Consider the following 20,469-nt stretch of genomic DNA (forward strand, 5'->3'; position numbering starts at 1 on the left):
ATGATGACGGTAATGCCCACGCCCGCCGAGGAACTGGATGTCGACGGCATCGCCGTCCGATTGAGCAACCCTGACAAGGTGTATTTCCCTGAGTTGGGGGCCGAGGGCGGCACCAAGCGCCATCTCGCGGAGTACTACCGGACCGTCGCGCTGGGTCCGATGATGAGCGCGGTGCGAAACCGTCCCACCCATCTGCAGCGCTTCCCCGACGGCATCGACGGCGAAGAGATTTACCAAAAGCGGCTGCCGAAGCACTTTCCTGATTACCTGGACAGTTGCGAAGTCACCTTTCCCTCCGGGCGCACCGCCGAGGTGCTACGGGTGACCAAGCCCGCCGCGATCGTGTGGGCGGCGCAAATGGGCACCGTGACGATGCATCCGTGGCAGGTTCGCTACCCGGATCTGGATCATCCGGATGAGCTGCGCATTGACTTGGACCCGCAGCCGGGAACCGGATTCGACGAGGCCAAGGCGGTCGCGCTTGATGTGTTGCGCCCGCTGCTGGACGAACTGGGATTTGTCGCCTATCCGAAAACATCCGGGGGCCGCGGTATCCACGTGTATCTGCGCGTCGAACCGCGCTGGGACTTCATCGAGGTGCGCCGCGCCGGTATCGCGCTGGCCCGCGAGGTGGAACGCCGCGCACCTCAGCAGGTGACCACGTCATGGTGGAAGGAAGAACGCGGGGAGCGCATCTTCATCGACTTCAACCAAAACGCCCGCGACCGCACCATGGCCTCGGCGTACTCGGTGCGACGCACCCCCATCGCCACTGTCTCCACCCCGTTGACGTGGGACGAACTCGTCGATGCCGAACCCGATGATTTCACCATCGCGACCGTTCCCGAGCTGCTGCGCAAACGGCCAGACCCCATGGCGGATATGGACGATCTGCCGCAGTCGATAGAGCCGCTGCTCGAGATGGTAGAACGGGATGAGGCGAACGGATTGGGTGATATGCCCTATCCGCCCAACTACCCGAAGATGCCGGGAGAACCGAAACGCGTTCAGCCGTCCCGGGATACCGATAGGAAGCAGTAGTGACGGTCCGCAGGATGTCGTGGCGGACGGCTGGGTTGTGGTTGGCTGCCGGAGTTGTCGCCGTATTGCTGCAGCATTGGCTGATACCACTCAACGCCCCGAATAGCTTCGGATTGTTCAGTAATGGTGGCGATCTGATGACCTACCGCTTCGGTGGGCTGCGGATCTTGCATCGAGAACTGTTGTACGCCGAGGAAATACCCGACGCAGGATGGTTCACCTACACCCCTTTTGCGGCAATGATCTTTGCTCCGTTGGGTTTTGTATCGCTGGGGGCGGCAAAGTTCATCTGGTTCCTGGTGAATCTGGCGGCACTGTTCGCCATCATCTGGCGCTGTTGGCGGGTCCTGGGATTCGTCGCGAATGCGCCGCTGGCCGCCGCCTGCGTGGGAATGAACCTGGTGGCCTGGGAAATTCAGCCGATTCACGGCACCCTGTGGCAGGGGCAGGTGAATCTCGTTTTGGCAGTGCTCATCATCTGGGACCTGACCCGTCCGGAGGGAGCCCGCTGGCGCGGCTGGTCAGTGGGTATTGCCTCCGGAGTCAAGCTCACAGCCGTCATCTTTGTGCCGTACCTGTTGATCACCCGCCAGTGGCGCGCCGTGGCGGCCGCGACCGCGACAGGTGTCGGCACCGTGCTGCTGGGATGGATTGTGCTGCCCTCTGATTCGTCCGATTACTGGTTGGGCGCGGTGCGCACCACTGGGCACATCGGCTCGCTGGACCATCCGGCCAATTCATCGATTGGTGGCGTGTTGGCCAACATCTATCTGCCGCAGCCCATGCCGACGTGGTTGTGGGTGCCGCTCGCGGGCGGCGCGGCGTTGCTGGGGATGGCGGCCGCGTGGCGGGCGCATCGGTCCGGCGAAGAGTTGCTCGCGATCACCGTTGTCGGCATGGTCGGCTGTGTTGTCTCGCCGTTGGCCTGGACGCATCACTGGGTGTGGACGGTGCCGCTGATGGTGTTGTTGGTCAACCAGGTCATGACAGCCCAGGGCAGGGCCAGATGGCAGTGGGCCGCGGCCACGGCCGTGATCGCGGCGTTGGTGTCGATGTGGTGGTACTGGGGCCTGTACGTGCGTGCGATGCGGCTGAACCCCGATTTCGAGTCGTACATCACCGGCTGGGATGCCGTCATTGCGCACATGTCGCGTGCCGAAAGGGTCTTCGACTCCGCCCTGTATCCGTTGCTGTTCCTCATGGTGGCGATGTGGGTATTGGCGACCAGATCCCCGCGTGCCGGTACCGTGCAGGAATGAAACGCTGGGCGGCTACCTGTGCCGTCGCGCTGTTCGCGGTGACTGGTTGTTCGGTATGGGACAAGCCCGAACCCACCGAGCCGTCGTACACGCCGCAACAAACCGGGGCGTCGCCGGTGCGTTATGACTCGGACCCGCTGGAGCAGCGTTTTCCCAAGCTGCCCAGGCCGGTGACGGGCGAGTGGGTGCAGGGCTTTTTCAGCGATGAGCCCCTGCCCGGCCCCAACACCACGTATTGGGTGGACGCGATCATCGAGATGCCGCCGCAGCAGCTGGCGGCGTATGTGGCGCCGTTCCGTTCGAGCATGGTGCTGGCCTCCAGGCCTCGCCTGTGGAAGACGCTGGATACAGGGGTGCCGTCCTCCGCCCAGTTCGAGCGCAGCGATGAACTGGACCGCATGCTGTCCACCCAGACCGACAAGGGCGGCTGGGAGGTCAAGGCCTTCGCGCCGAAAGACGGGTCGGTTCTGGTGCTGTCCGCGCGAGGTAAAGACGCGAGTTAGGACCGCGGGGTGCGACGGTTCCGCAGGCCGCGGGCCGGTTCGAGCACCTTCTCCTCGGTATCCGCGTCCTCGTTATCCGGGTCTTCGGTAGCAGCGTCTGCGCTCGCCTCGCCGGCAGGCTCAGTTGCCTCAGGCTCGTCTGGCGCTTCAGGCTTGTCGGAGGTGCTGGCCCCCTTGACGGTCTTCTTCTTGGCCGGACGGGCCTTGGGCGCCGGTGCGGGGCGCTCGGCCACGACGGCCAGCTGGTAGGCCGAGAAAGCCAGGAGGCCGATCGCCGCGGCGGCGCCGTACACCGCGAACTCCCAAATGCCGAAGCGATCCAGGTCCAGCCAAATTTCGGCGATCGCGGTACCGATGATCAGGGCACCGGCGAGGAAATGACCGGTGAAGGATGCGGCGCGCAATGTCAGCGCCAACTGTGGCGTCGCGAACTCGGGCCTGCGGGTCCGCCGCCAGGAGAGCAGAGCCGGTACCCCCGCGGCCGCCAGCAGCACGCCGGCGATGATGCGCATCCCGGTGCCGAAAGAGTGGCCGGTAGCGCCGTTCAACTCGGGCCAGCGGGGCAACGCGAAAAAGAAAAAAAGCAGTCCCGCGATCAAGGAGAGAGCGGCATGGCTGCTGGTCAAAGCGATGGTCGCCGTCCGGCGTCCGGCAGCCATTGCCCTCCTTGATGCGGTCCTGCAGTGGCGGAGGATAGGGGATTTGAACCCCTGAGGGCTGTTAACCCAACCCGCGTTCCAGAAGGGTAGCACGACCCGTATTTCCCGCTCAGGAGCCATTTCTCACAGATAGGGCAGGGTAGGTGTCCAGGGCATTCCTGAGAAATGGCTCCCCTATTGTGGGGATTTTGTGGGGACTTCTGAGGGGGAGTCACGGGCGACCAAGGGCTGCCGCCGCTCGGCCTAAATCGGCGGGATCAGTGTGCCCGTAGACGCGCAGAGCAAGAACGCCGCCATCTGCGTGCCCCAACCAGGTGGCGACATCCATCAAGGGGACGCCCGCCGAGAGCAGCCGCGAAGCTGCTGTGTGCCTCATGTCGTGAAGTCGGTACCCCGCAATGCCCGCCGCTTCCATCGACTCGTGCCACCAGGTATCCAAGCTCGACGGGGAGAGCCCGATACCGTTGTCCTTGGCGAGCACGGCCAAGTCGGCGTCGCCCTTCCAGCTCTTTCCTGAGCGTGCACGATCACCCGCTTGCAGCTCGCGGTGACGACGGAGAGCCTGAACAGTCTCAGAGGGAAGGAGCAGGGTTCGGCGCGCGGAGCCCGTCTTCCCTTTGTTCTTTTCTTCCGTTCCTCCCGTCACGGGGACGCGGGTTCGGTTAACACGAAGCGTCGGTTCATCGCCGTCGAGGTCGCGGATAGATGACCATCGCAGCCCCGCTAGTTCGGCGCGCCGTAGCCCGAGTAGCGCCAGCTCTATGAACGTGCCTCGTCGTAGCCTGACCCGTTCCGTACGGCCCTTCGCAGTCCCGACGCGGGGAGCGTGTGCGTCGATGAGCGCCCGAATCTCTTCGTTGGTAAGTCTTCGCCGAATGTCGATTTCATCCCCGCCGCCACTGGGTGTGTCGCTCGGAGCAACGTCATTGGCTTTGAAAGGTTGGACTAGCTCGACCACATTTCGGGGGAGAACACCCTGTGCCACAAGGTCTTTCCATACTGCCGACCACTTCGTACGGGTCGTGTTCGTGTATGTCACTGAGCGTTTCTGCACCCCCTCGACCTCCCCGTCGATGAGTTGCCTCAGCAGAGTCTCCACGTCCTGCTTGGTGACGGACTGGACGCGGCGGTCACCCAGCGCGGTCACGACAGGAGCGAGTGCCGCTTGCCGCGCGCTCTTCGTATTACGTTCTCCCCGTTGACCTTCAAGCCACTGTGCCACTGCCTGCTCAACGGTGAGCAGGTTCTTGCCGATGAAAGTCCCGTCCGCGACCTTTGCCTCAGTGGTGGCTTGCCAGTCGCGCGCTTCCGAGACAGTCTCAAATGTTTTCTCGGGCTGACCGCCGCCGACCGCACGGGCATCCGCGCGGGCTCGGTACCCATAACCTCTCTCGAAACGAGGTGTAGCTATCTTCTCGATACCTGGATAGCGTGTGGGCTCGCCCTTCATTCGCGCCATAGCAGGACAGCCTAGCGGGCACCCCACCTGACCTGCGCGGGGACGTGCAGCCGAGCTGATTGCCCGTGTCGCCCAGTCCATCTAGCGTCGAGTCATGTCCGAAAACCCCACCATCCGAAGCCATCTCATGAGCCTGGCCGACTCGTTCGACGAACCCCGCGCGCTCAATGGCCCCGACGCCGAGCGGTGCTCGGCTGCTGATCACGCCGAGGCATGGGCAGCGCTGACCACGGGCTGGTCTCGCATGCTCCAGGCTGCTCGCACCCTCCAGTCCCGCCACGCCGCCGACAGTCAGGATCCCGCGCTGTCCATGTGCGCAGACGCCGCGCGGGAAGCCGCTGTGGGCGAGTTGCGCTGGTGCTGGGCACGACTCGTGAACAAGTATGTCGGGGCGGTGGAGTCGGATGTCTGATTCGGAAGCACCCTTGACTCCCGACGAGCGACTCACCATTGCCGCCCTCTACACCAGTCTCGTCTTGTCCCAGAACCGAACAGTTCCAGGACTACTCGGCTCCGAGAGCCCGTGTTACCCCGACCTCAACATTTGCGGTCCCGAAACCTTGTCCCACAACGAGATTCCCGTAATGCGGGTGAGAGAGGGTTTAGAGACGGAGAAAGCATGCTGATTGGGTACGCGCGGGTGAGCACCGTCGAGCAGAGCACGGGCTTGCAGCTCGACGCACTCCACGCGGCCGGGGTGGAGCAGGTGTTCGTAGACGAGGGCGTGAGCGGGTCGGTGTCTTCTCGCCCCGAACTCGACCGCTGCCTGTCGATGTTGCGTTCGGGTGACACCTTGGTCGTGTGGAGATTGGACCGATTAGCGCGTTCCCTCAAGAACCTCTTGGAGTTGGTGGAATCCCTGTCCGCCAGGGGGATTCATCTCCGCTCATTGACAGAGAGCATCGACACCTCCTCGGCATCGGGTCGGCTCATCCTGTCGGTGTTCGGGGCTCTCGCGGAGTTCGAGCGGGCGCTCATCATCGAGCGGACGCAGGCGGGCCTCGCAGCAGCACGGTCTCGGGGAGCCCGTATCGGTCGGCCAGCGGCCATGACGACGGGCCAGGTCGAACAGGCGAGAACCTTGGTAAGTGCTGGGCACAGGGTGTCCGAGGTGGCCGAGAGCCTGGGGGTTGGGAGAAGCACGCTGTATCGCGTTCTGGGAGAAGCTAGTTGAGAGCGGCGGTCGTCGGGGAGTGGGTCATCGTCACGGGCGGCTGGAGCCTGTTCCGCACTTTGCGAGAGCAAGTGTTAACGCCCGAAACGGCGCGACAGGCAGCCACATGGTGCGAGGGGTTTGGTGATTATGATTCGGCTAGCGAATTGCGTTGGGCTGCTGGGGAAGCCGAGAAGTGGCGTCCCGAGCCCGAGGGCGGGCAGCCTCTCGGGGAGGGCGGCGACATCATTGACGTCATTGCGCGGATTGACGAGGTGCTTTCGATGGACTCGATGTCCTGGTCACCGCTGTCTGAAATCGAGGTTGCGAGAATCCTGGCAGGTGTGCGAGACGAGCCCCGCATACTGCCAGGCAGACACATCCACGCGGTGCCAGTCGGGGATGTGCCCGCCTGGCGGGACTGGTGGGATGGACTGTCAGGCGACGACCAGGCCGACACACCCTGGTACGTCGTGTGTTTCCAGTGCGGAGCGGTCGGGGAGCGCGAGGTGACGTGCGGGTGCGGAAATCCCAAGAGCTGAAGCATGTCCCGGTAACATCTGCCAGGTGACGAGAAGTCCAGTTCCGTACTTCGGCGGAAAATCCTGGTTAGCTCCGAGGCTGGCTGCGGTGTTACCCGCACATAAACACTACATCGAAGTCTGCGGGGGTAGCTTGGCCCTCCTGCTCGCCAAGAAGCCCTCCCGCCAGGAGACGGTGAACGACCTCGACGGGCATTTGATGACGTTCTGGAGAGTGTTACGCGACAGGCCCGACGAGCTGGAACGTGTGTGTTCCCTGACCCCTCACTCGCGGGCTGAAAGGACTCTAGCGCAAGAGATTTCGAGCAAACTGGATGAGCTGGAAATCGCGCGGCGGGTGTTCGTCGCGTTGACGCAAGGGCGGTCGGGGAGCCTCACGCGGACAGGGTGGAGGCATGACTTGCGGCCCGTGTCCACCCCGATGCCTGTCGTGTTGCAAAGGTATGCGGGTCGAATTGCTCAGGCAGCCAAGCGGATTCGGGGTGTGAGTTTGGAGTGCAGGCCAGCGGTGGAGCTGGTCGAGGCATACGGAGGGGCGCGGGACACCTTGCTCTATGTGGACCCGCCTTACGTGGTGGACAGGGGGATTCGGCGCGGCGGGGAGTACAGAGTTGAGATGAGAAGTGATAGGGCTCATCGCGAGTTGTTGGAGGCGTGCTTGTCGTGTGATGCGAGTGTTGTCGTGAGCGGGTACAGCTCGGCGCTGTACGACGGGATACTCGGGGGCTGGTACCGCTACGAGATTCCGATGTTGACGAGCCAGGGCTCTGGGGACGGTCGGCGGGTCGAGGTGCTGTGGAGTAACAGGCCGCTGGAGGGGCTGGGCGGCGAGGGGGAATTTCCGTTACAGGAGTCAGCTGGTGTTACGGAAATGCAACACCGTTGCGTGGGCTGCTCGGCGGTTCTGAGGCATCCCAAACGGGGGCGTCGGCGGCGCTGGTGCAGCGAGGCGTGCAGGATCGCGGGGTGGCGTGCTCGACGGGATATTGAGGGCGTGGAGGTCGAGGACGACGAGGTGGCGGGTTAGGGACTCGGACCGCCAGCTCGCGGTGTTATTGTGCGCCTAACTGACTACCTTGACGGGGGTGCGCGATGCCGAGTGTTGAACCCTTGCGGGTTGATCCGTACGAGTTCCGTGCGGCTGCCGACCGTCTGGATGCTCACGCTGAGACGTTTTCAACGAGTCATCGGTCGGCACATTCGCAGGCAGGGCAGGTGAGATTGGGGTCTGGTCTTGCTGCTGCCGCGTTGCCCGAGATGCTGACGGTCTGGGAGTCTGACGGCGTGCGGTTCGGTGAGGGTTTTGCGGCGCATGCCGAGGGAGATCGGGAAGCGGCGAGTCGTTACGAGCGTACCGATGGTCGGAGTGCTGACAACATCGGTGATGTCGGGTCAGGGCTGTGAGCTGGGATGACGCTGAACCTGAAAGAGTTGCGGGAGTTGCCGCCCGAGGTCGAATCGCTACAGAAAGCGACCGCTGATGCGGCAAAGAACCATGCCAATTCTGCCGCTTTTTATCGAGAGTTGAACAAGGCGTCCACCTGGGAGGGGCATGGCGGGGAGGCCGCGCGGGCGGGCAAGGAGGCGAGCGCACGCGACCACGAGGCCAAGGCGGAGGATCTGCGCAAGGCTGCTGACGACCTGGAGCGTGTCCACGGCGAATCCGAAGACCTGGCGAAACGCATCGGACAAATCTTCGACGAGGCGTACGCGCAGCCCGCCGTTGACATCAACGATGTCACTAACCAGGTGACCGCCCCGTCGCATACGTCCTATCTGAAAGACGAGGAAGCGGCACGGATTGCAAAAAAGGTCTCCGAGATGCAAACGAAGGTCGGAGCAGTGCTTGCGGCTGGAGCGGCTCTGGACGCCGATTTGGCAAGGGCGATAGCGACCGCGACGGGGACGCCCGTGCCCGATTTGAGTGATGGTACCCCGACACGTCCAGGACTGGATCCCAGGAATGCCGAGCGACGGCGTAATCAATCGGATGCGTTCAAGGAGCTGTTCGGGCGGGCACCGACCACTCCCGCCGACTGGGCGACGGCTGCTGCAATGGACCCGCACAGCTACGACCCGAAAAATAAAGGAGCCCCACCCCGAATAGCGGTCGCCAAAATCGAGCCGTCTCCTGGTCAGGGGGTTCTTCAAAACAACTTCTTTATCCCGAGCAAGGACGTAATAGCTCCAAACCCTACGAAATGGCCTCCGCGTGATCTCAATGCAGGTGATAACAGAGGATTCAATCCCAAGTCGCTGCCTGAAGATTCGCGAGTGTCGATACTGGTGGACTACGAGAACGGGGTAATCGTCGCGCGCCAGAATCCATCGGTGAACATGACTACCGGGGAAGCGCAGGCGGGGATACCTGAGGTGAGTGCTGTGCAGAAGAGCGATAAGTCCGTGCTCATTTACTACAACACTGCGGACCCGTTTTCAGTGGGTGGCCAAAACCTCGCGAAAGACAGCTATATCAGTGTCAATGGGAATCTGGGTATTGCGCCCGGACCCGATGGTCCACGTGTCGGTGCGAACATGACGTGGTTCCCGGCGTTCGAGGCGAATCATATGACACCCGGCGGTCAGTGGACCCCCGTCCTTCAGGAATGGCCTCAGATTCGCGACGACGCATGGGGACCGCTGACGGGGCTCGCGCCGCCCACTCACTACATCGGAGACGGGTCAATCCCGCGTTCGTTCACGAGCATCGTCCCATCCAATGAATTCCCGCACGCAGTGCCGTTACCGCCAGGTCCGGGCACGCACGTACCGCCCGTTATGCCCGCGCTGCCCCCAACGATCAGCATCCCACCGGCGCTTACCCCCTTGGGACCGCCATCGGACGCACCCACCATTCCTGTTATCGACCCGATTGGGCAGAAGTAGTGGACAGCCCATCTAAGTGGGTCCGTGCAACATTCCTTTCTGCGGTGATGGCTGGAGTGTACTGGGCTGTTGCACTTCGGATTACGGCTGTTTCATCGTCGGCACCGAGCTGGAACGTCGGAGTAGCAGTGGTACTGCTTGTGTCTGTTGTTCCTGTGGTAATCGGGCTGATGTTGTATCGCCGGGGTGGAAATTCGCAGCTCAGAACCGCTGGGGTGGCACTTGTGCTGGCACCATCCAGCGGAACTGCCGCATTGTTCACTATTGCCCTGCTGTCGGTATTGAGGTGACCGAACAACAGGCATCACCCGACGGAAGGGCAGGGTTCCACCCCTACCACCTGGTTGTAGGGCTGCTTTCAGGAACAGCACTCGGCGTTGCATCAGCGGCGGTTCTGTGGGTATTCGCCTTCGTAACCCCCATCTTGCTCGGGATGATCGTGTTCTTTCTCAGCGAGCGAGCGCGATACGTCGCGGTAGGGATGTTCGCGGCCGGTACGGGGCTGATTGTGTTCGAGGTGACAAGCTTCGCGCTGCTGCTCATCTAGGCAAGGGGCGACGGCTATGAAGGCGAAGAGATTCGACTGGCAATGAGTTGAGCTACTGCGACGGCGTTGTCGGGATTCATTGAATCCCCTGTGCGCCAAGCGGTATTTACGACTCTAACGTCCACTAGGTACTCTGACACAGCGGTAAACGCCCTCTGATAGCGGTTGGGGCTGGTACTGGTGCCCACGGCCGACTGGACATCGACGGCGGTGAGCATTCCCTTGGCATCCGACACCTGTGTGATGTTGTCGGCGAAAGTCTCTCCTGTCACGGCAACATCATGCGTGACGATGGTCTTGCCCTGACAGCGTTGCCACAAAGTGGAAGCCCTGGCATACAGGTCGCGGGCATCACCGTGGGAGCCCAACTCGACGACTGCGGCTTGTACGGAAAAGAACGGGCGGGGAAAAGCTTTCAGTTCTGTTGAGGTCTCCCACTCGATGACAACAGCAGATTTGACACGAGCGCCCTGGTACGTTCCCTGAGCGCCTGATAGCTTCACCGGAACGCACTCGGCAGGCTCGGCACCTTTGAAACCGCCAGAGAGAATATCGGCACCACCGGGTTGACCGTCTGGGTAACCAACCTTCATCGGCGATCCGAGCACTTTTGCTAACTCGGTGATGTCCGGTAACACCTGGTTGATGGACCGAATGCCCAGCGCCGATGCGCTGGGCTTGACCGCCTGCCCCTCGACCGTTCCCGAGCACCCGGCCAGCGCGACGGCAGTCAGGAGCGCGACGGTGGAGAGAACGGTACGGGTCACAGCTTGATGGTAGGTCGGGGACACCACCAGGGGCGCGCCAGCGTGTCGCGCGTGACCAGCAGGATCGGAGCCAGGAAGCTAGCTCCATGCCCCTCCCGACCGTCCCTGGCGGCTTCCGCACCGTGCTCGCTGACCCGCCCTGGCGTTTCGGTAACCGTCGTGCGGGTATGTCGCCAGAGAGTGGACTGAGGCACCGCTATCGCACCATGCACCTTGACGAGATTTGCGCTCTCCCAGTGCCGTCCGTAACCGCGCAGGACGCACATTTGTACCTTTGGGTGCCGTCCTCGATGTTGCCAGATGGGCTAAAAGTGATGCAGCACTGGGGTTTTCGATACACTACGAGCATCACGTGGCTGAAAACAAGGCTGGACGGGGAGCCCGATGGTTCGGGCGTTGGCTTCTATTTCCGCAATGCCACTGAGCTGCTGTTATTTGGTGTCAGGGGGAGCTTGAGGACGCTGCCAGGGGCACGCTCGATGACGAATGTGATCACATCCAGGAGGCGCGAGCACAGTCGGAAACCGACCGAGGCATATCACTTGATTGAGCAGGCTTCGCCTGGCCCTCGGCTGGAGTTGTTCGCACGGGAGGGGCGGGCCGAGTGGACCGTTTGGGGCGACGAGGCGGCGGGAGTTTCCGGACGTTTTCGTCCGGAAAGACACCCGCTGCGGTGCCCTGTATGCCAGGGGGACTTGGGTCAGCCGAGCACAGGTCGGCGGCGGCTGTGGTGCAGTGAGGCGTGTCGGAAGCGGTACCGCAGGGCCGCGCTGGCTGGGAGTTGAGGGGGGATCGACAAGCCCGCTCACCCCACGTCGGAGAGTCCGGGGCCTCCCCGGACACCTCCAAGTCACCCCGTAAAGCAAAAAGGGCTGGTAGACGGGTTTTCGTGGAGGGGTGACCATCTCAACCGCGTGGTTGAGGTGGGATGAGGGTGTCCGGTACATACCGGACGGCGGAAAACCGTGCTCGCCGTGGGGGAAGTGGGGTTGACCTGGGGTTTTGGTGTTCGGGTGGGCTGACCCCGGTGTGCGGGTGTTCGGGGAGATGGTGTTGAGCTGGGGGTTTAGCGGTGTGGGTGTTCGGGGAGGGTCCGGTGGCGAGGTGTGGCCCCAGTGTTGTTCTCGGAGTGACACTTCGGGGAAGCGCGGACAGGGGTGGTGTTCAAGGGCTAGCGTTTCGTGCAGGGGGGGACGTGTCGGGTTCCCTCGGAGAGTGAGGGGATTCGATGTCGGACGAGGTTGCGTTGTTGTTGGCGCGTGTTCGTGCGGAGTTGCCGTCGTCGTTCGACCACGTTCCCGATGGTTGGCCGGGTGCAATCGAATTGGCGTTGATTGATGCGGTGCTCTCGATTCAGGCCCGTTATGGCACATCTGCCGATACAGGGGTGCGGGGCGCTATCGGCAGGTACAAGAAGGCTTTCAGTGATCGCGCTCCGTGGGACGATTTGCGGGTGCTGGCGGCTGTGGATGCTCAGGCTCTTGCAGAGGTACTGGGGAACCGTCAGAGCACGGGTGGGGTGCTTAAGGCTGTGGCCATTGTGGACGCGGCAGGAAGGCTTGCAGCTTCCGGTGCGGTGCACGCCCGCGATGTGCGGGACAGTCCTGGCCACCGGGGTGCCTACGTGGGGACGAAAGGGTTGGGTACGGTCACCTGGTCGTATTTCTTGATGCTGTTGGGCCATGACGGGGTGAAGGCGGACACGCTGGTGACCCGCTTTGTCGCCCAGGCGGTTAACCGCGAAGTTTCCGCAGAGGAAGTCGCTGAACTTGTAACGGATGTCGCGAAGGAACTTGAGGTTGCCTCTACGGTGCTCGATCACGCGATCTGGCGGCACATGAGCGCGCCACGCAAAAACTGACGACCATGGGTAGGCGCGTGAAGCGCGGGAACGCCAGTAACTCTCTGCGCACGGCTCAGATAGGCAGACGGGGTGTTCCCAGCTCAACGGGGGTTTTGCGGTGGCGAGCCTGGCTGGCGACCATGGTTAGGAATGTCCACGCCTTGGGAGGTGGACATTTGCTGAAATCCTGTTATTTCCGCATTCAAGCTCTTCAAGGCCGATAGCGGCCTGGTGATTGGTGCGCTATGCGTGGGGGGTGGACAGGGGTGGACATGGGGGTGGACATTTACCCAACTCCTGTTATTTCTGCATATGTGCAGCAAGAGGCGATTTCCATGTGACTCGATAGTTCGCTACAGGGGGGTGGACAGGGGTGGACATGTCCACCCCCTCTGTGCGCGCCGCCGAGCCCGCGCAGCCCTGGCTCTCTATATAAAAATACAACATATGCATATATTACTATGTATCTATATTTCTTAAAGGGTGTTGGTTCGACGGCGGGGATGGGCGGTAGGGGTGGACATTGTCCACCCCATGTCCACCCCCTGTGGCAAACGGTGTTTTCGCGCAATACTTGCAGCTAGATGGTGATTTTATGGGGTGGACGAGCTAATGTCCACCCCAGCGGTTTGCGATGTCCACCCCTGCGTCTAGCACGCTCTCCGTCAGGCATCGTGTCGCGCTGACCAGCTCGGATGTGAAAATGACAGGATTGCGGCAAATGTCCACCGCGTAGATGGTCGCCTGTGGGAGGGGTAGGGCCGCGCTCGACGGCCACATACGGCCACGATCCCCGTGGGGCGACATGGCCACATGTAGGCCCCCTGCTGGTACGGATCGCCTGCGGCACCCCTCTCGATATGTGTTGTCGGCCAGGGGTTTTGTTGCACGCCTGGTAACACGGGAAACGCCCCCGCGCCGTCGCAGATGTGATGAAGGTCACAATTCCGTTTTAGGGCAGTCAGGTTGTTGATGGCCAGCACACTACACGAAATGGTTTGCCATTTAAGTGTTTTCGCGAGCGTAACAGGCAATCTCATTGCGGGGAAGCGCCTTTGACCTCGGCCTTTTGCGACCGCAAGCTCCTGCCTCCCCCTCTGGCCGCATATCCGCCGAGCACCCCCTCACCATTTCAGCAAATCAGAACAGAGTGGGTGTTCGGTCCTATTTCTCGTGTTACAAGCGACCTTAACACCTTATCTACGTGCCGTTTTGAGGTTGACTCCAGCACTCCAGGTGGTTACATGGGGGGTACCGAGAAGCTGCAAGTAGCAACTCTTGAACGAGGAGAGAAGATGGAAACGCTAGCCGCACTCGCCCCGCGCGGTCTGTTCGACCGTGAACAGGCTGCCGAGTTCCTTTCCACGAGCGCACGCCGTGTAGACGAGCTGCGCCGAGCGGGCGCGTTGCGTGCCGTTCGTGATGGCCGCGAGTTCAAGTTCACTAGCGCAGCTTTGGCTGAGTACATCGACGGCCTACCTGCGAGCGCGTAACGCCTAAAACGCCAGTAGGCCCGACTCTCGCCGCCTGAGAAACGGAAAGTCGGACCTACTCGCCATCACACACAAAGGACATTTCTGTGCTCGACATTTCCAGCGTAACACCCGATGTGCCAGCGGTTCCCGCGTATGTGCGAGAGGTTCGCGAGGTCGCGGGTGCGCGTGTGCAGGTCGGTGTAGGCGTGCACGCGGCCCAGGAGCTGCTTCCCGCGATTCTGGCGGGCGAGCACGTCGCGGTGGACATCGAAACGTACGGCGTCGCGCCCGCCGACCGCTGGCGCATCAAGTGCGTCGGTATCGGCAGTGCCGATGGGCAGACGGTGGTCATCCTCGATCCCCGCGACCCCCGCCAAGCTGACCTCATCGCAGACACCCTCGACCGTGTTACCGAGCTGCATCTGCATAACGGCGCGTTCGACGCTCCGATCCTGATGCGCGCGGGCCTGCTCCCAGAGTCCACAGTGGACCGCGTGTACGACACTCTGACCGTCGCTCGGATGTCCAACCCCGGTGGTCAGAACTCCCTGTCCGCGTGCGCCACACGGCTGCTCGGACTCCCCGCAGCGCCGTCGCCATGGTCCGACCTTCCTGGCACCTGGTCGGCGGGCAAGTGGTACCGCGAGGCTGACCTGTCGCGTGCGCGGTACCTGGACGGCCTAGTGGCCGACGTGTCCGTGACAGCGCGTCTGTGCGACCCCCTGATCGGCGAGCTGCGCCGACTGGCGAGCAAGGCCCCGTTCTGGGCGGTGGATGAGTTTGAGCTGCGCCGTCTCGTGGAGCGCGAGACCGCGATCATGCGGATGATGGTGCGCCGCACGGCTGCCGGGCTACCCGCCGACCTGGGCTACGCCGATGCGTTCCGCGACCGCTACAGCGTGGACATTCAGCTGCGGACGGCACGTCTGGACGCAGCGGGAATCAAGGCCAGCGCGCCCAACACCATGTCGGTGTGGCTGCAGGACGCGGGGCTCATCGACGCCCACTGGGAACGCACGGGCACCGGGAAGCCCTCCACGGCCAAGAAACTCCTCAAGAGCCTGGCCAATCGCGTCCCCGAGGTCGCGGACTACCTGACCGTCCGCAGCGCCGAGAAGACGTTCGGTTACCTGGACACCATCGCGCAGTCGGTTGCGGCGACGAGCCTGGTGCACCCCACGGTGAACGTGATGGCCGCTCGCACCGGGCGCATGTCGATTTCCGACCCCGCGTTGCAGCAATTCCCTGCTGCCGCACGGGGCATCCTGCTGTCTCCGTTCGACAAGGGTCTGGTGTCGATTGACTGGTCGAGCATCGAAGTCGTGGTCGCGGCAGCCGTCGGCCAGGACGCCGGACTGCTGCACGCCATCCACGACGGCTTGGACCCCTACAGCCTGGCGGTCGAGGCAGCGGGTGTCGAGCGCGACATCGCCAAGGTCGTCATCCTCGCCGGACAGTACGGACAGGGACCGACCAGCCTGGCGCGCACCCTGGGCATCACCGTGGACGATGCAGTCACGTTGCGGGACAGCATCTTCTCCTCGATGCCTGGGGTGCAGGGGCTCATCGCCAACATGACCCGAACCGCCAACGGCGGGCACGTCACCACACTGTCCGGGCGCACCATCCCCATCACACGGGTCAACGGCCAGCTCAAGTCCTACACCGGCACCAACTACGTCGTGCAAGGCAGCGCCTATGACCTGATGGCCGAAGCACTGTACGAGATTGCGCGGCGTGGCCTGGGTGAGCACGTGATGCTGGCCGTGCATGACGAGCTGGTGGTGGACGGCGATCCCGCCGTGGTGGCTGAAGTCGCCGAAATCATGGCCACAGCGCCCGCGCGACTCGTCGAGCACGTCGGTGACCTGCCACTGACCCTGCGGGCCGAGCCCGAGCTGCTGGGTGCGCGCTGGGGCAAGCCCGGCAAGAGCACCGACCTCACCACGTTCGACATCGAAGAAGAAGGGGACGAGCTGTGATCGGCACTGGAGAGACCACCACCGACCCGCTGGCCTCGGTGCTGGCCAGCCGTAACGCGGGCGACAAACATGACCTGGCCGCGTATGCCGGACATCTCATCAAGGCGGGCGTCGAGGTCGTGTTGGTGGAGCCGAACGGCAAGACTCCGTTGGACTTTCGAACTGAGGCGATGAAGCGCGCAGACGCCAAAACGAGCGCGCATCTGCGCGGTGACGGCACCGTGAAGGCGGGCTGGTACTCGGGAACGCGGAACGTCGCCCGTGCCAAGAAGCTGCTGGAACGCGCTGCCGAGCAGGGCATCACCCCGAATCTCGGCGTTCACATCGGCGGGTCGCGCTACGTGCTGGTGGACATGGACAATGCGGGCGATGTCGCAGCCGCGCAAGCCTTGTGGGCATCGCACGGCGACATCCTTCCGCCTGTCACGGTTCGCACACCCGGACAGCGTGACGATGACGGACGCTTGGAGCACGACGGCCAGGCAGGGCATCTGTGGCTGCGACTGCCTGACGGTGTTGACCCCGCATCGCTGCGCAGCTACTCGGAACCACTGACCAAGGACGAGAAGGAATCTCAGGGTCGTGGCGGATACGTCGTCATGGTCGGACACGGTAAGGGCGCGCTGCTGCCACCGTCTACACGCGCCGAAGGCCCGTATGTCTACCTGGATTCGGGGATCACCGAAGCCCCCATCTGGCTCATTGAGCTGCTGACCAAACCCACCCGTGTCGAGGGACAGCGCGACGGCCAGGACACCCGCTCGGAGGCAGTGGCGGCATGGGAAGACGGAACCGCGTGGGCCGCACTGCTTGAACCGCGCGGCTGGACACCGACCGGCAACACCGAGACATGCGGATGCTCGACGTGGACCCGCCCCGGCAAGAACGTGGCGGGAGCGAAATCGGCGGTCGCACACGAGGCCGCATGCGATGCCCTCGGGGAATCGAGCAAGGTCGGTGCGCTGCACCTCTACAGCGATGCTGGACCCGCCGAGCTGGGCGGCGAACGCACCTGGTCCAAGGTGGCATTCGTCGCGGCGATGGAAGGACTGTCCATTCCCGAGGCCAAGACTCAGCTCGGCATTGTGGACGCCGCGCCAGAGGTTGACCTACCCGTCCTGGGAGCCGAGTTGGGCCGCAAGCTGGGTGAGAAGCTCGCCGCCAAGAGAGCGCATCTGTCGGTCGTGCCCGACGACAACGACAACGAGAAGTCCGTCAAGGCCGACTCTGCCGTCGAGAAGAACCCGTTCGGTGTGGAGCCCTTGCATCCGTCGCAGCTTCCCGCTATCGAAGGGGATTTCTGGGACCGTTCGCCGATCCTGCAGTGGCTTGCCAAAGACGCCGAAACAGAAGGGGTGTCGGCGTGGGCGCAGCTTGGTGTGGCGCTGGCGCACGTGAGCACCTATGTTCCGCACCACGTGGTGCTGCCCACGGCGTCGGGTGCGGCCCCGCGCACTCTCGGTGAGGGCGGTTCGCTGAACTTCGCGTGCGTCCTGGTGGGCGAGTCCGGTGCGGGAAAGTCCCAGATTCTGCGGCACATGCAGGCGGTGCTTCCGCCGGATTGCTTGGTGGTCGGTGCGGGCACCGGACAAGGGTGGGTCAAGAAGTATGTGCATACCGAGACTGAGACCGACCCGCAGACCAAGCAGAAGTTGAAGGTTCGCGTGCGTGACCGCTACACGATGCTCGTGGCCGCACCCGAAATCGACAGCTTCATGGCGGACTTCTACCGCGCCGGAAGCAAGACAGGCTCGGTGCTACGCGAACTGCTGTCAGGTGATGCCACCTCGAACGTGACTGCCGAAGCCGACCGTGAAGCCACGCTGAAAGCAGGCTCGTATCGGTTCGCGGTCACCATGGGAGCCCAGCCTTCGCACATGGCCGCGATGTTCACCCCGGCAGAAATCAGCGGCGGTACACCGCAACGCTTCCCGCTGCTGCCGGTGTCCGCTGACCTGCGTTCACGCACCACGCCCTCCTCGGTGCCCACGCCGACGCTGCCGCTGTTCCCCTCGGCAGGGCCACAGTTCGTCTCGCCCGGGGACGCCGACGACGGGGAGGTGCTGCCCGCCCCACACGTCATTCCCTGGCCTGCAGCAGCCCGCGCCCACATGGCGCAGATCCGCGCCGAACGCGACACACTGGCCGCACGCGGCTACGTTCCCACATTGGGTATGAGCCCCGAAGAGCGCGAGGAGCACACCGCCCGCACCATCCAGAATCACACGGTCCTCACACGGCTGCGGGTGATGGCGCTACTGGCGATCCTGCACGGACGCAGCGAACCCACCGACGAGGACTGGGACGCCGCCGGGGTCTTCGTGCGCATCCACCTCGGCATGCTCTCGGCAGTCTGGGCCGAACTCAAAGAGTCCGGCGACGCCGACGCCCGCGAGACGGGACGGCGCAACGGCATCGCCTACGCCGCCGCCGACGCCTCCAAGGCCGACGCCACCGCCGCATCAGTCGAACGTGTCGCCACACGACTACGCAAGCACCTGGCCGCTCACGGTCCGACAGCAGGAGCCGCACTGCGCCGCACCCTCGCGAGTCGAGATCGACATCTGTTCCGTCACGCCGTCCAAGAACTGGCCGACAGCGGCCTGCTCGTCTTCGACGGCACCACCTATTCGACAGTCGTCGCCTTCCAGAGCGCCTGAAAAGAAGGAGAGTGAACACCATGACGACCCATCAACTCATCGACGGCAGGATCACCAGCCGCGCCGACCGACTCGCACCCGAACGGTGCCAACGGTGCGGATATCGCGGCGCGAGCTTGGCCCCCAACGCCAACGGGCGGCTCACCTGCTCGCTGTGCGACCCCACAGGCTGGGATGTGCCACTTGCGCCCAAGCGCGGCGGCGCGGCGCTAATACTGGCAGTTGGCCCAGACGCCTGGTTCCGCCCGTTCAACATCGAAAGATTGATTGAGCGGGCCGAGCACGAGGCCAGGCTGCGCGGCGGTGAGCGGGCCGTCGAGGAGCTGCGCGCCGAAGTCACTCGGCTCCGCGACGAGCTGGATGTACGCATCGCCGCGCAGCGAGGCACGTGGCCCGCGTTCCAACGGCAAATAGTCCGCGAGGTCATCGAGGAAGCCCTCAACAACGGGGACGTGACACCGCATGAGTAGTCAAACCCCCTCCAGCCCAACAACAATCAGTGCCATGAGCACCTTGACAGACCGCGCCGAGTCCGACGCCGAACGCGCCAAGGCACACCGCTTCTTCTGGCGCTGGCTCATCGGAGCCACCGCACTCACGCTGCTGGGGAACGCGGCTCATGCTTTGCTGGCTTACATCCCTCCCACCCTCATCAGGCTTTCGGTGTATCTCATCCCGCCGCTGATTGCGCTCATCAGCATCCACGCGGTGACCGTGCTTGCCCGCGTCGGCAAGATGCACCGAGCACGCTCCGCAGCATCCTGGCGGGACGCAGGCGGCACCGCCATCCTGGCCGTCTCGGTCACCGCCAGCTTGGCACTCATCGCCGCCGTGCTGTCCTACTCGGGCCTGCTCGGCGTCGCGCTCGCGGGTGGTCTGAGCCCGCGCTTGGCCTGGCTGTTCCCGTTGACGATCGACGCGGGGATCGCCGTGTCCTCCGTGGCCCTCGTCGTGCTGCGTCCTCTCAGTGGGGCCGACGAGCGCGCCATGCGCCTGGCTCAGCGCGCCGCGCAACCCCAGGTCAGCAAAGTCCCCGTACCACCCACCGCGCCGCGCCAAGCACCCTCAACCGCACCCACCACCGCGCCTCTCGCGCCGCGTCCCGCCTCTCCGGGCGCGCCCGCCGCACCGCGTCCCGCGCCGTCCAGCGCGCCCCAGGTGGCTCCTGACGCGCCGAATCCCACGCCCGAGACGGTCGCGCTGGCCGAGAGGATTGTGGAGTCCAAGGCCGTGCGCCAACCCGTCGCTGTCGTGGCGAGGATCCTCGAATTGGCCGAGTCGGAGTCACGGAAGAACATCGTGGCCGAGCGGGCGGGAGTCCACCATTCGGTCGTGACGAAAGTGCTTTCCGAAGCCGAGTCCCAGCGCCGCCACGGACTCCAAGCCGTCTCCTGAGCCTCTTTGCCCGACCGCCTGACCCGCTGGTGGCCCCGAAAACGTAAGACCGCGTGGAAGACGAGGCGTAAGACTGGTCGTAAGAGGCTCCGTAAGACGGGCCGTAAGATTCCGAGAACCCTCGCTCACGCCATCGAGCACACTCCCATATGCCCTGCTAGAGAACCCCTTCTACAGCCATCCGAGCGCCCCTCGCACGCCCGCTCCCGAGCCCTCTCATAACGCCCGCCGTAAGGCCACCTGACGGCCCATTTCCTCCGCCCCAGAACGCCTCTCAGCCACCCGTATCCCCGTTCCG

Annotated in this window: 20 protein-coding genes and 1 pseudogene; 18 read left to right on the top strand and 3 right to left on the bottom strand. The window is 63.6% G+C overall.

All coding sequences use genetic code 11. The features are described 5' to 3' along the window. The first annotated feature begins 12 nt into the window (after nucleotides 1-12). Genes ligD through ABG82_RS01800 form a run of 3 tightly spaced genes read left to right on the top strand, consistent with a single transcriptional unit; the run spans nucleotide 13 to nucleotide 2,803 of the window. Nucleotides 13-1,041, top strand: coding sequence for a non-homologous end-joining DNA ligase (ligD, locus tag ABG82_RS01790; RefSeq protein WP_043079852.1), 1,029 nt, complete (start codon nucleotides 13-15; stop codon nucleotides 1,039-1,041). Then, the gene (locus tag ABG82_RS01795; RefSeq protein ID WP_043079811.1) at nucleotides 1,041-2,300 is read left to right on the top strand and encodes a glycosyltransferase 87 family protein; all 1,260 of its coding nucleotides are present in this window, start codon (nucleotides 1,041-1,043) and stop codon (nucleotides 2,298-2,300) included. The genes ligD and ABG82_RS01795 overlap by 1 nt, the downstream gene beginning before the upstream one ends. Beyond that, a complete protein-coding gene (locus ABG82_RS01800; protein ID WP_043079810.1) occupies nucleotides 2,297-2,803 on the top strand; it encodes a hypothetical protein in 507 nt (168 codons plus the stop codon). The genes ABG82_RS01795 and ABG82_RS01800 overlap by 4 nt, the downstream gene beginning before the upstream one ends. Here ABG82_RS01800 and ABG82_RS01805 read toward each other — a convergent pair. Together ABG82_RS01805 and ABG82_RS01810 are read right to left on the bottom strand one after the other, a co-directional pair. Then, nucleotides 2,800-3,462, bottom strand: a complete 663-nt coding sequence (locus tag ABG82_RS01805; RefSeq protein ID WP_043079809.1) for a hypothetical protein — start codon at nucleotides 3,460-3,462, stop codon at nucleotides 2,800-2,802. The two genes, ABG82_RS01800 and ABG82_RS01805, sit on opposite strands and share 4 nt — an antisense overlap. Nucleotides 3,463-3,673: 211 nt before the next feature. Next, nucleotides 3,674-4,921, bottom strand: a complete 1,248-nt coding sequence (locus ABG82_RS01810; protein WP_054173164.1) for a site-specific integrase — start codon at nucleotides 4,919-4,921, stop codon at nucleotides 3,674-3,676. A 94-nt stretch (nucleotides 4,922-5,015) separates the two neighbouring features. On the opposite strand from ABG82_RS01810, the gene ABG82_RS01815 reads away from it, so the two are divergent. From ABG82_RS01815 to ABG82_RS01845, 8 genes and pseudogenes are all read left to right on the top strand, one after another. After that, nucleotides 5,016-5,333 carry a hypothetical protein gene (locus tag ABG82_RS01815; protein ID WP_234708097.1) on the top strand — a complete coding sequence of 106 codons (318 nt, stop codon included), beginning with the start codon at nucleotides 5,016-5,018 and terminating at the stop codon, nucleotides 5,331-5,333. 207 nt (nucleotides 5,334-5,540) lie between these two features. After that, entirely contained in the window at nucleotides 5,541-6,095 is a 555-nt protein-coding gene (locus ABG82_RS01820; RefSeq protein WP_043079807.1) for a recombinase family protein, read from the top strand. Between the two features lie 146 nt (nucleotides 6,096-6,241). Beyond that, nucleotides 6,242-6,616: a hypothetical protein gene (locus ABG82_RS27455; protein ID WP_131676320.1), complete on the top strand. Its 375-nt coding sequence runs from the start codon at nucleotides 6,242-6,244 to the stop codon at nucleotides 6,614-6,616. Nucleotides 6,617-6,641: 25 nt separating this feature from the next. Continuing rightward, nucleotides 6,642-6,872, top strand: a pseudogene (locus ABG82_RS29125) (DNA adenine methylase); the annotation flags it as partial. Nucleotides 6,873-7,232: 360 nt separating this feature from the next. Continuing rightward, nucleotides 7,233-7,643 (top strand): hypothetical protein, encoded by a 411-nt coding sequence (locus ABG82_RS28850; RefSeq protein WP_234708106.1) that lies wholly within the window; start codon nucleotides 7,233-7,235, stop codon nucleotides 7,641-7,643. Between the two features lie 65 nt (nucleotides 7,644-7,708). After that, complete coding sequence (locus ABG82_RS01835; protein ID WP_043079806.1) at nucleotides 7,709-8,020, top strand: type VII secretion target; 312 nt, start codon at nucleotides 7,709-7,711, stop codon at nucleotides 8,018-8,020. Between the two features lie 6 nt (nucleotides 8,021-8,026). Then, nucleotides 8,027-9,502 (top strand): hypothetical protein, encoded by a 1,476-nt coding sequence (locus ABG82_RS01840; RefSeq protein ID WP_043079805.1) that lies wholly within the window; start codon nucleotides 8,027-8,029, stop codon nucleotides 9,500-9,502. Between the two features lie 286 nt (nucleotides 9,503-9,788). Then, nucleotides 9,789-10,049, top strand: a complete 261-nt coding sequence (locus ABG82_RS01845; protein ID WP_043079804.1) for a hypothetical protein — start codon at nucleotides 9,789-9,791, stop codon at nucleotides 10,047-10,049. A gap of 14 nt (nucleotides 10,050-10,063) precedes the next feature. On the opposite strand, the gene ABG82_RS01850 is transcribed toward ABG82_RS01845, so the two are convergent. Then, nucleotides 10,064-10,816 (bottom strand): sensor domain-containing protein, encoded by a 753-nt coding sequence (locus tag ABG82_RS01850; protein WP_234708096.1) that lies wholly within the window; start codon nucleotides 10,814-10,816, stop codon nucleotides 10,064-10,066. A gap of 86 nt (nucleotides 10,817-10,902) precedes the next feature. Between ABG82_RS01850 and ABG82_RS01855 the strand changes: the two genes are divergently transcribed. The 7 genes from ABG82_RS01855 (at nucleotide 10,903) to ABG82_RS01885 (ending at nucleotide 20,171) form a co-directional block, all read left to right on the top strand. Next, on the top strand, nucleotides 10,903-11,601 hold the full coding sequence (locus ABG82_RS01855) for an MT-A70 family methyltransferase (RefSeq protein ID WP_078343368.1): 699 nt from the start codon (nucleotides 10,903-10,905) through the stop codon (nucleotides 11,599-11,601). A 443-nt stretch (nucleotides 11,602-12,044) separates the two neighbouring features. Beyond that, on the top strand, nucleotides 12,045-12,677 hold the full coding sequence (locus ABG82_RS01860; protein ID WP_052511153.1) for a hypothetical protein: 633 nt from the start codon (nucleotides 12,045-12,047) through the stop codon (nucleotides 12,675-12,677). Between the two features lie 1,277 nt (nucleotides 12,678-13,954). Further along, on the top strand, nucleotides 13,955-14,152 hold the full coding sequence (locus ABG82_RS01865; protein WP_043080548.1) for a helix-turn-helix domain-containing protein: 198 nt from the start codon (nucleotides 13,955-13,957) through the stop codon (nucleotides 14,150-14,152). Between the two features lie 86 nt (nucleotides 14,153-14,238). Further along, nucleotides 14,239-16,116, top strand: coding sequence for a DNA polymerase (locus ABG82_RS01870; RefSeq protein WP_043080540.1), 1,878 nt, complete (start codon nucleotides 14,239-14,241; stop codon nucleotides 16,114-16,116). After that, nucleotides 16,113-18,776 (top strand): bifunctional DNA primase/polymerase, encoded by a 2,664-nt coding sequence (locus tag ABG82_RS01875; protein ID WP_043080541.1) that lies wholly within the window; start codon nucleotides 16,113-16,115, stop codon nucleotides 18,774-18,776. The genes ABG82_RS01870 and ABG82_RS01875 overlap by 4 nt, the downstream gene beginning before the upstream one ends. Before the next feature lie 20 nt (nucleotides 18,777-18,796). Further along, on the top strand, nucleotides 18,797-19,246 hold the full coding sequence (locus tag ABG82_RS01880) for a hypothetical protein (RefSeq protein ID WP_054432145.1): 450 nt from the start codon (nucleotides 18,797-18,799) through the stop codon (nucleotides 19,244-19,246). Nucleotides 19,247-19,280: 34 nt separating this feature from the next. Beyond that, entirely contained in the window at nucleotides 19,281-20,171 is an 891-nt protein-coding gene (locus ABG82_RS01885; RefSeq protein WP_043080543.1) for a DUF2637 domain-containing protein, read from the top strand. Nucleotides 20,172-20,469: the final 298 nt, after the last annotated feature.

This window comes from Mycobacteroides immunogenum (genome assembly GCF_001605725.1).
Taxonomy (GTDB): Bacteria; Actinomycetota; Actinomycetes; order Mycobacteriales; family Mycobacteriaceae; genus Mycobacterium; species Mycobacterium immunogenum.

What these genes read in the sequence shown, in the direction of transcription:
- ligD (WP_043079852.1), top strand. Translation starts at nt 13, where the DNA reads ATGCCCACGCCCGCCGAGGAACTGGATGTCGACGGCATCGCCGTCCGA.
- ABG82_RS01800 (WP_043079810.1), top strand. Translation starts at nt 2,297, where the DNA reads ATGAAACGCTGGGCGGCTACCTGTGCCGTCGCGCTGTTCGCGGTGACT.
- ABG82_RS01805 (WP_043079809.1), bottom strand. Translation starts at nt 3,462, where the DNA reads ATGGCTGCCGGACGCCGGACGGCGACCATCGCTTTGACCAGCAGCCAT.
- ABG82_RS01810 (WP_054173164.1), bottom strand. Translation starts at nt 4,921, where the DNA reads ATGGCGCGAATGAAGGGCGAGCCCACACGCTATCCAGGTATCGAGAAG.
- ABG82_RS01815 (WP_234708097.1), top strand. Translation starts at nt 5,016, where the DNA reads ATGTCCGAAAACCCCACCATCCGAAGCCATCTCATGAGCCTGGCCGAC.
- ABG82_RS01820 (WP_043079807.1), top strand. Translation starts at nt 5,541, where the DNA reads ATGCTGATTGGGTACGCGCGGGTGAGCACCGTCGAGCAGAGCACGGGC.
- ABG82_RS28850 (WP_234708106.1), top strand. Translation starts at nt 7,233, where the DNA reads ATGAGAAGTGATAGGGCTCATCGCGAGTTGTTGGAGGCGTGCTTGTCG.
- ABG82_RS01835 (WP_043079806.1), top strand. Translation starts at nt 7,709, where the DNA reads ATGCCGAGTGTTGAACCCTTGCGGGTTGATCCGTACGAGTTCCGTGCG.
- ABG82_RS01840 (WP_043079805.1), top strand. Translation starts at nt 8,027, where the DNA reads ATGACGCTGAACCTGAAAGAGTTGCGGGAGTTGCCGCCCGAGGTCGAA.
- ABG82_RS01855 (WP_078343368.1), top strand. Translation starts at nt 10,903, where the DNA reads ATGCCCCTCCCGACCGTCCCTGGCGGCTTCCGCACCGTGCTCGCTGAC.
- ABG82_RS01860 (WP_052511153.1), top strand. Translation starts at nt 12,045, where the DNA reads ATGTCGGACGAGGTTGCGTTGTTGTTGGCGCGTGTTCGTGCGGAGTTG.
- ABG82_RS01865 (WP_043080548.1), top strand. Translation starts at nt 13,955, where the DNA reads ATGGAAACGCTAGCCGCACTCGCCCCGCGCGGTCTGTTCGACCGTGAA.
- ABG82_RS01880 (WP_054432145.1), top strand. Translation starts at nt 18,797, where the DNA reads ATGACGACCCATCAACTCATCGACGGCAGGATCACCAGCCGCGCCGAC.
- ABG82_RS01885 (WP_043080543.1), top strand. Translation starts at nt 19,281, where the DNA reads ATGAGCACCTTGACAGACCGCGCCGAGTCCGACGCCGAACGCGCCAAG.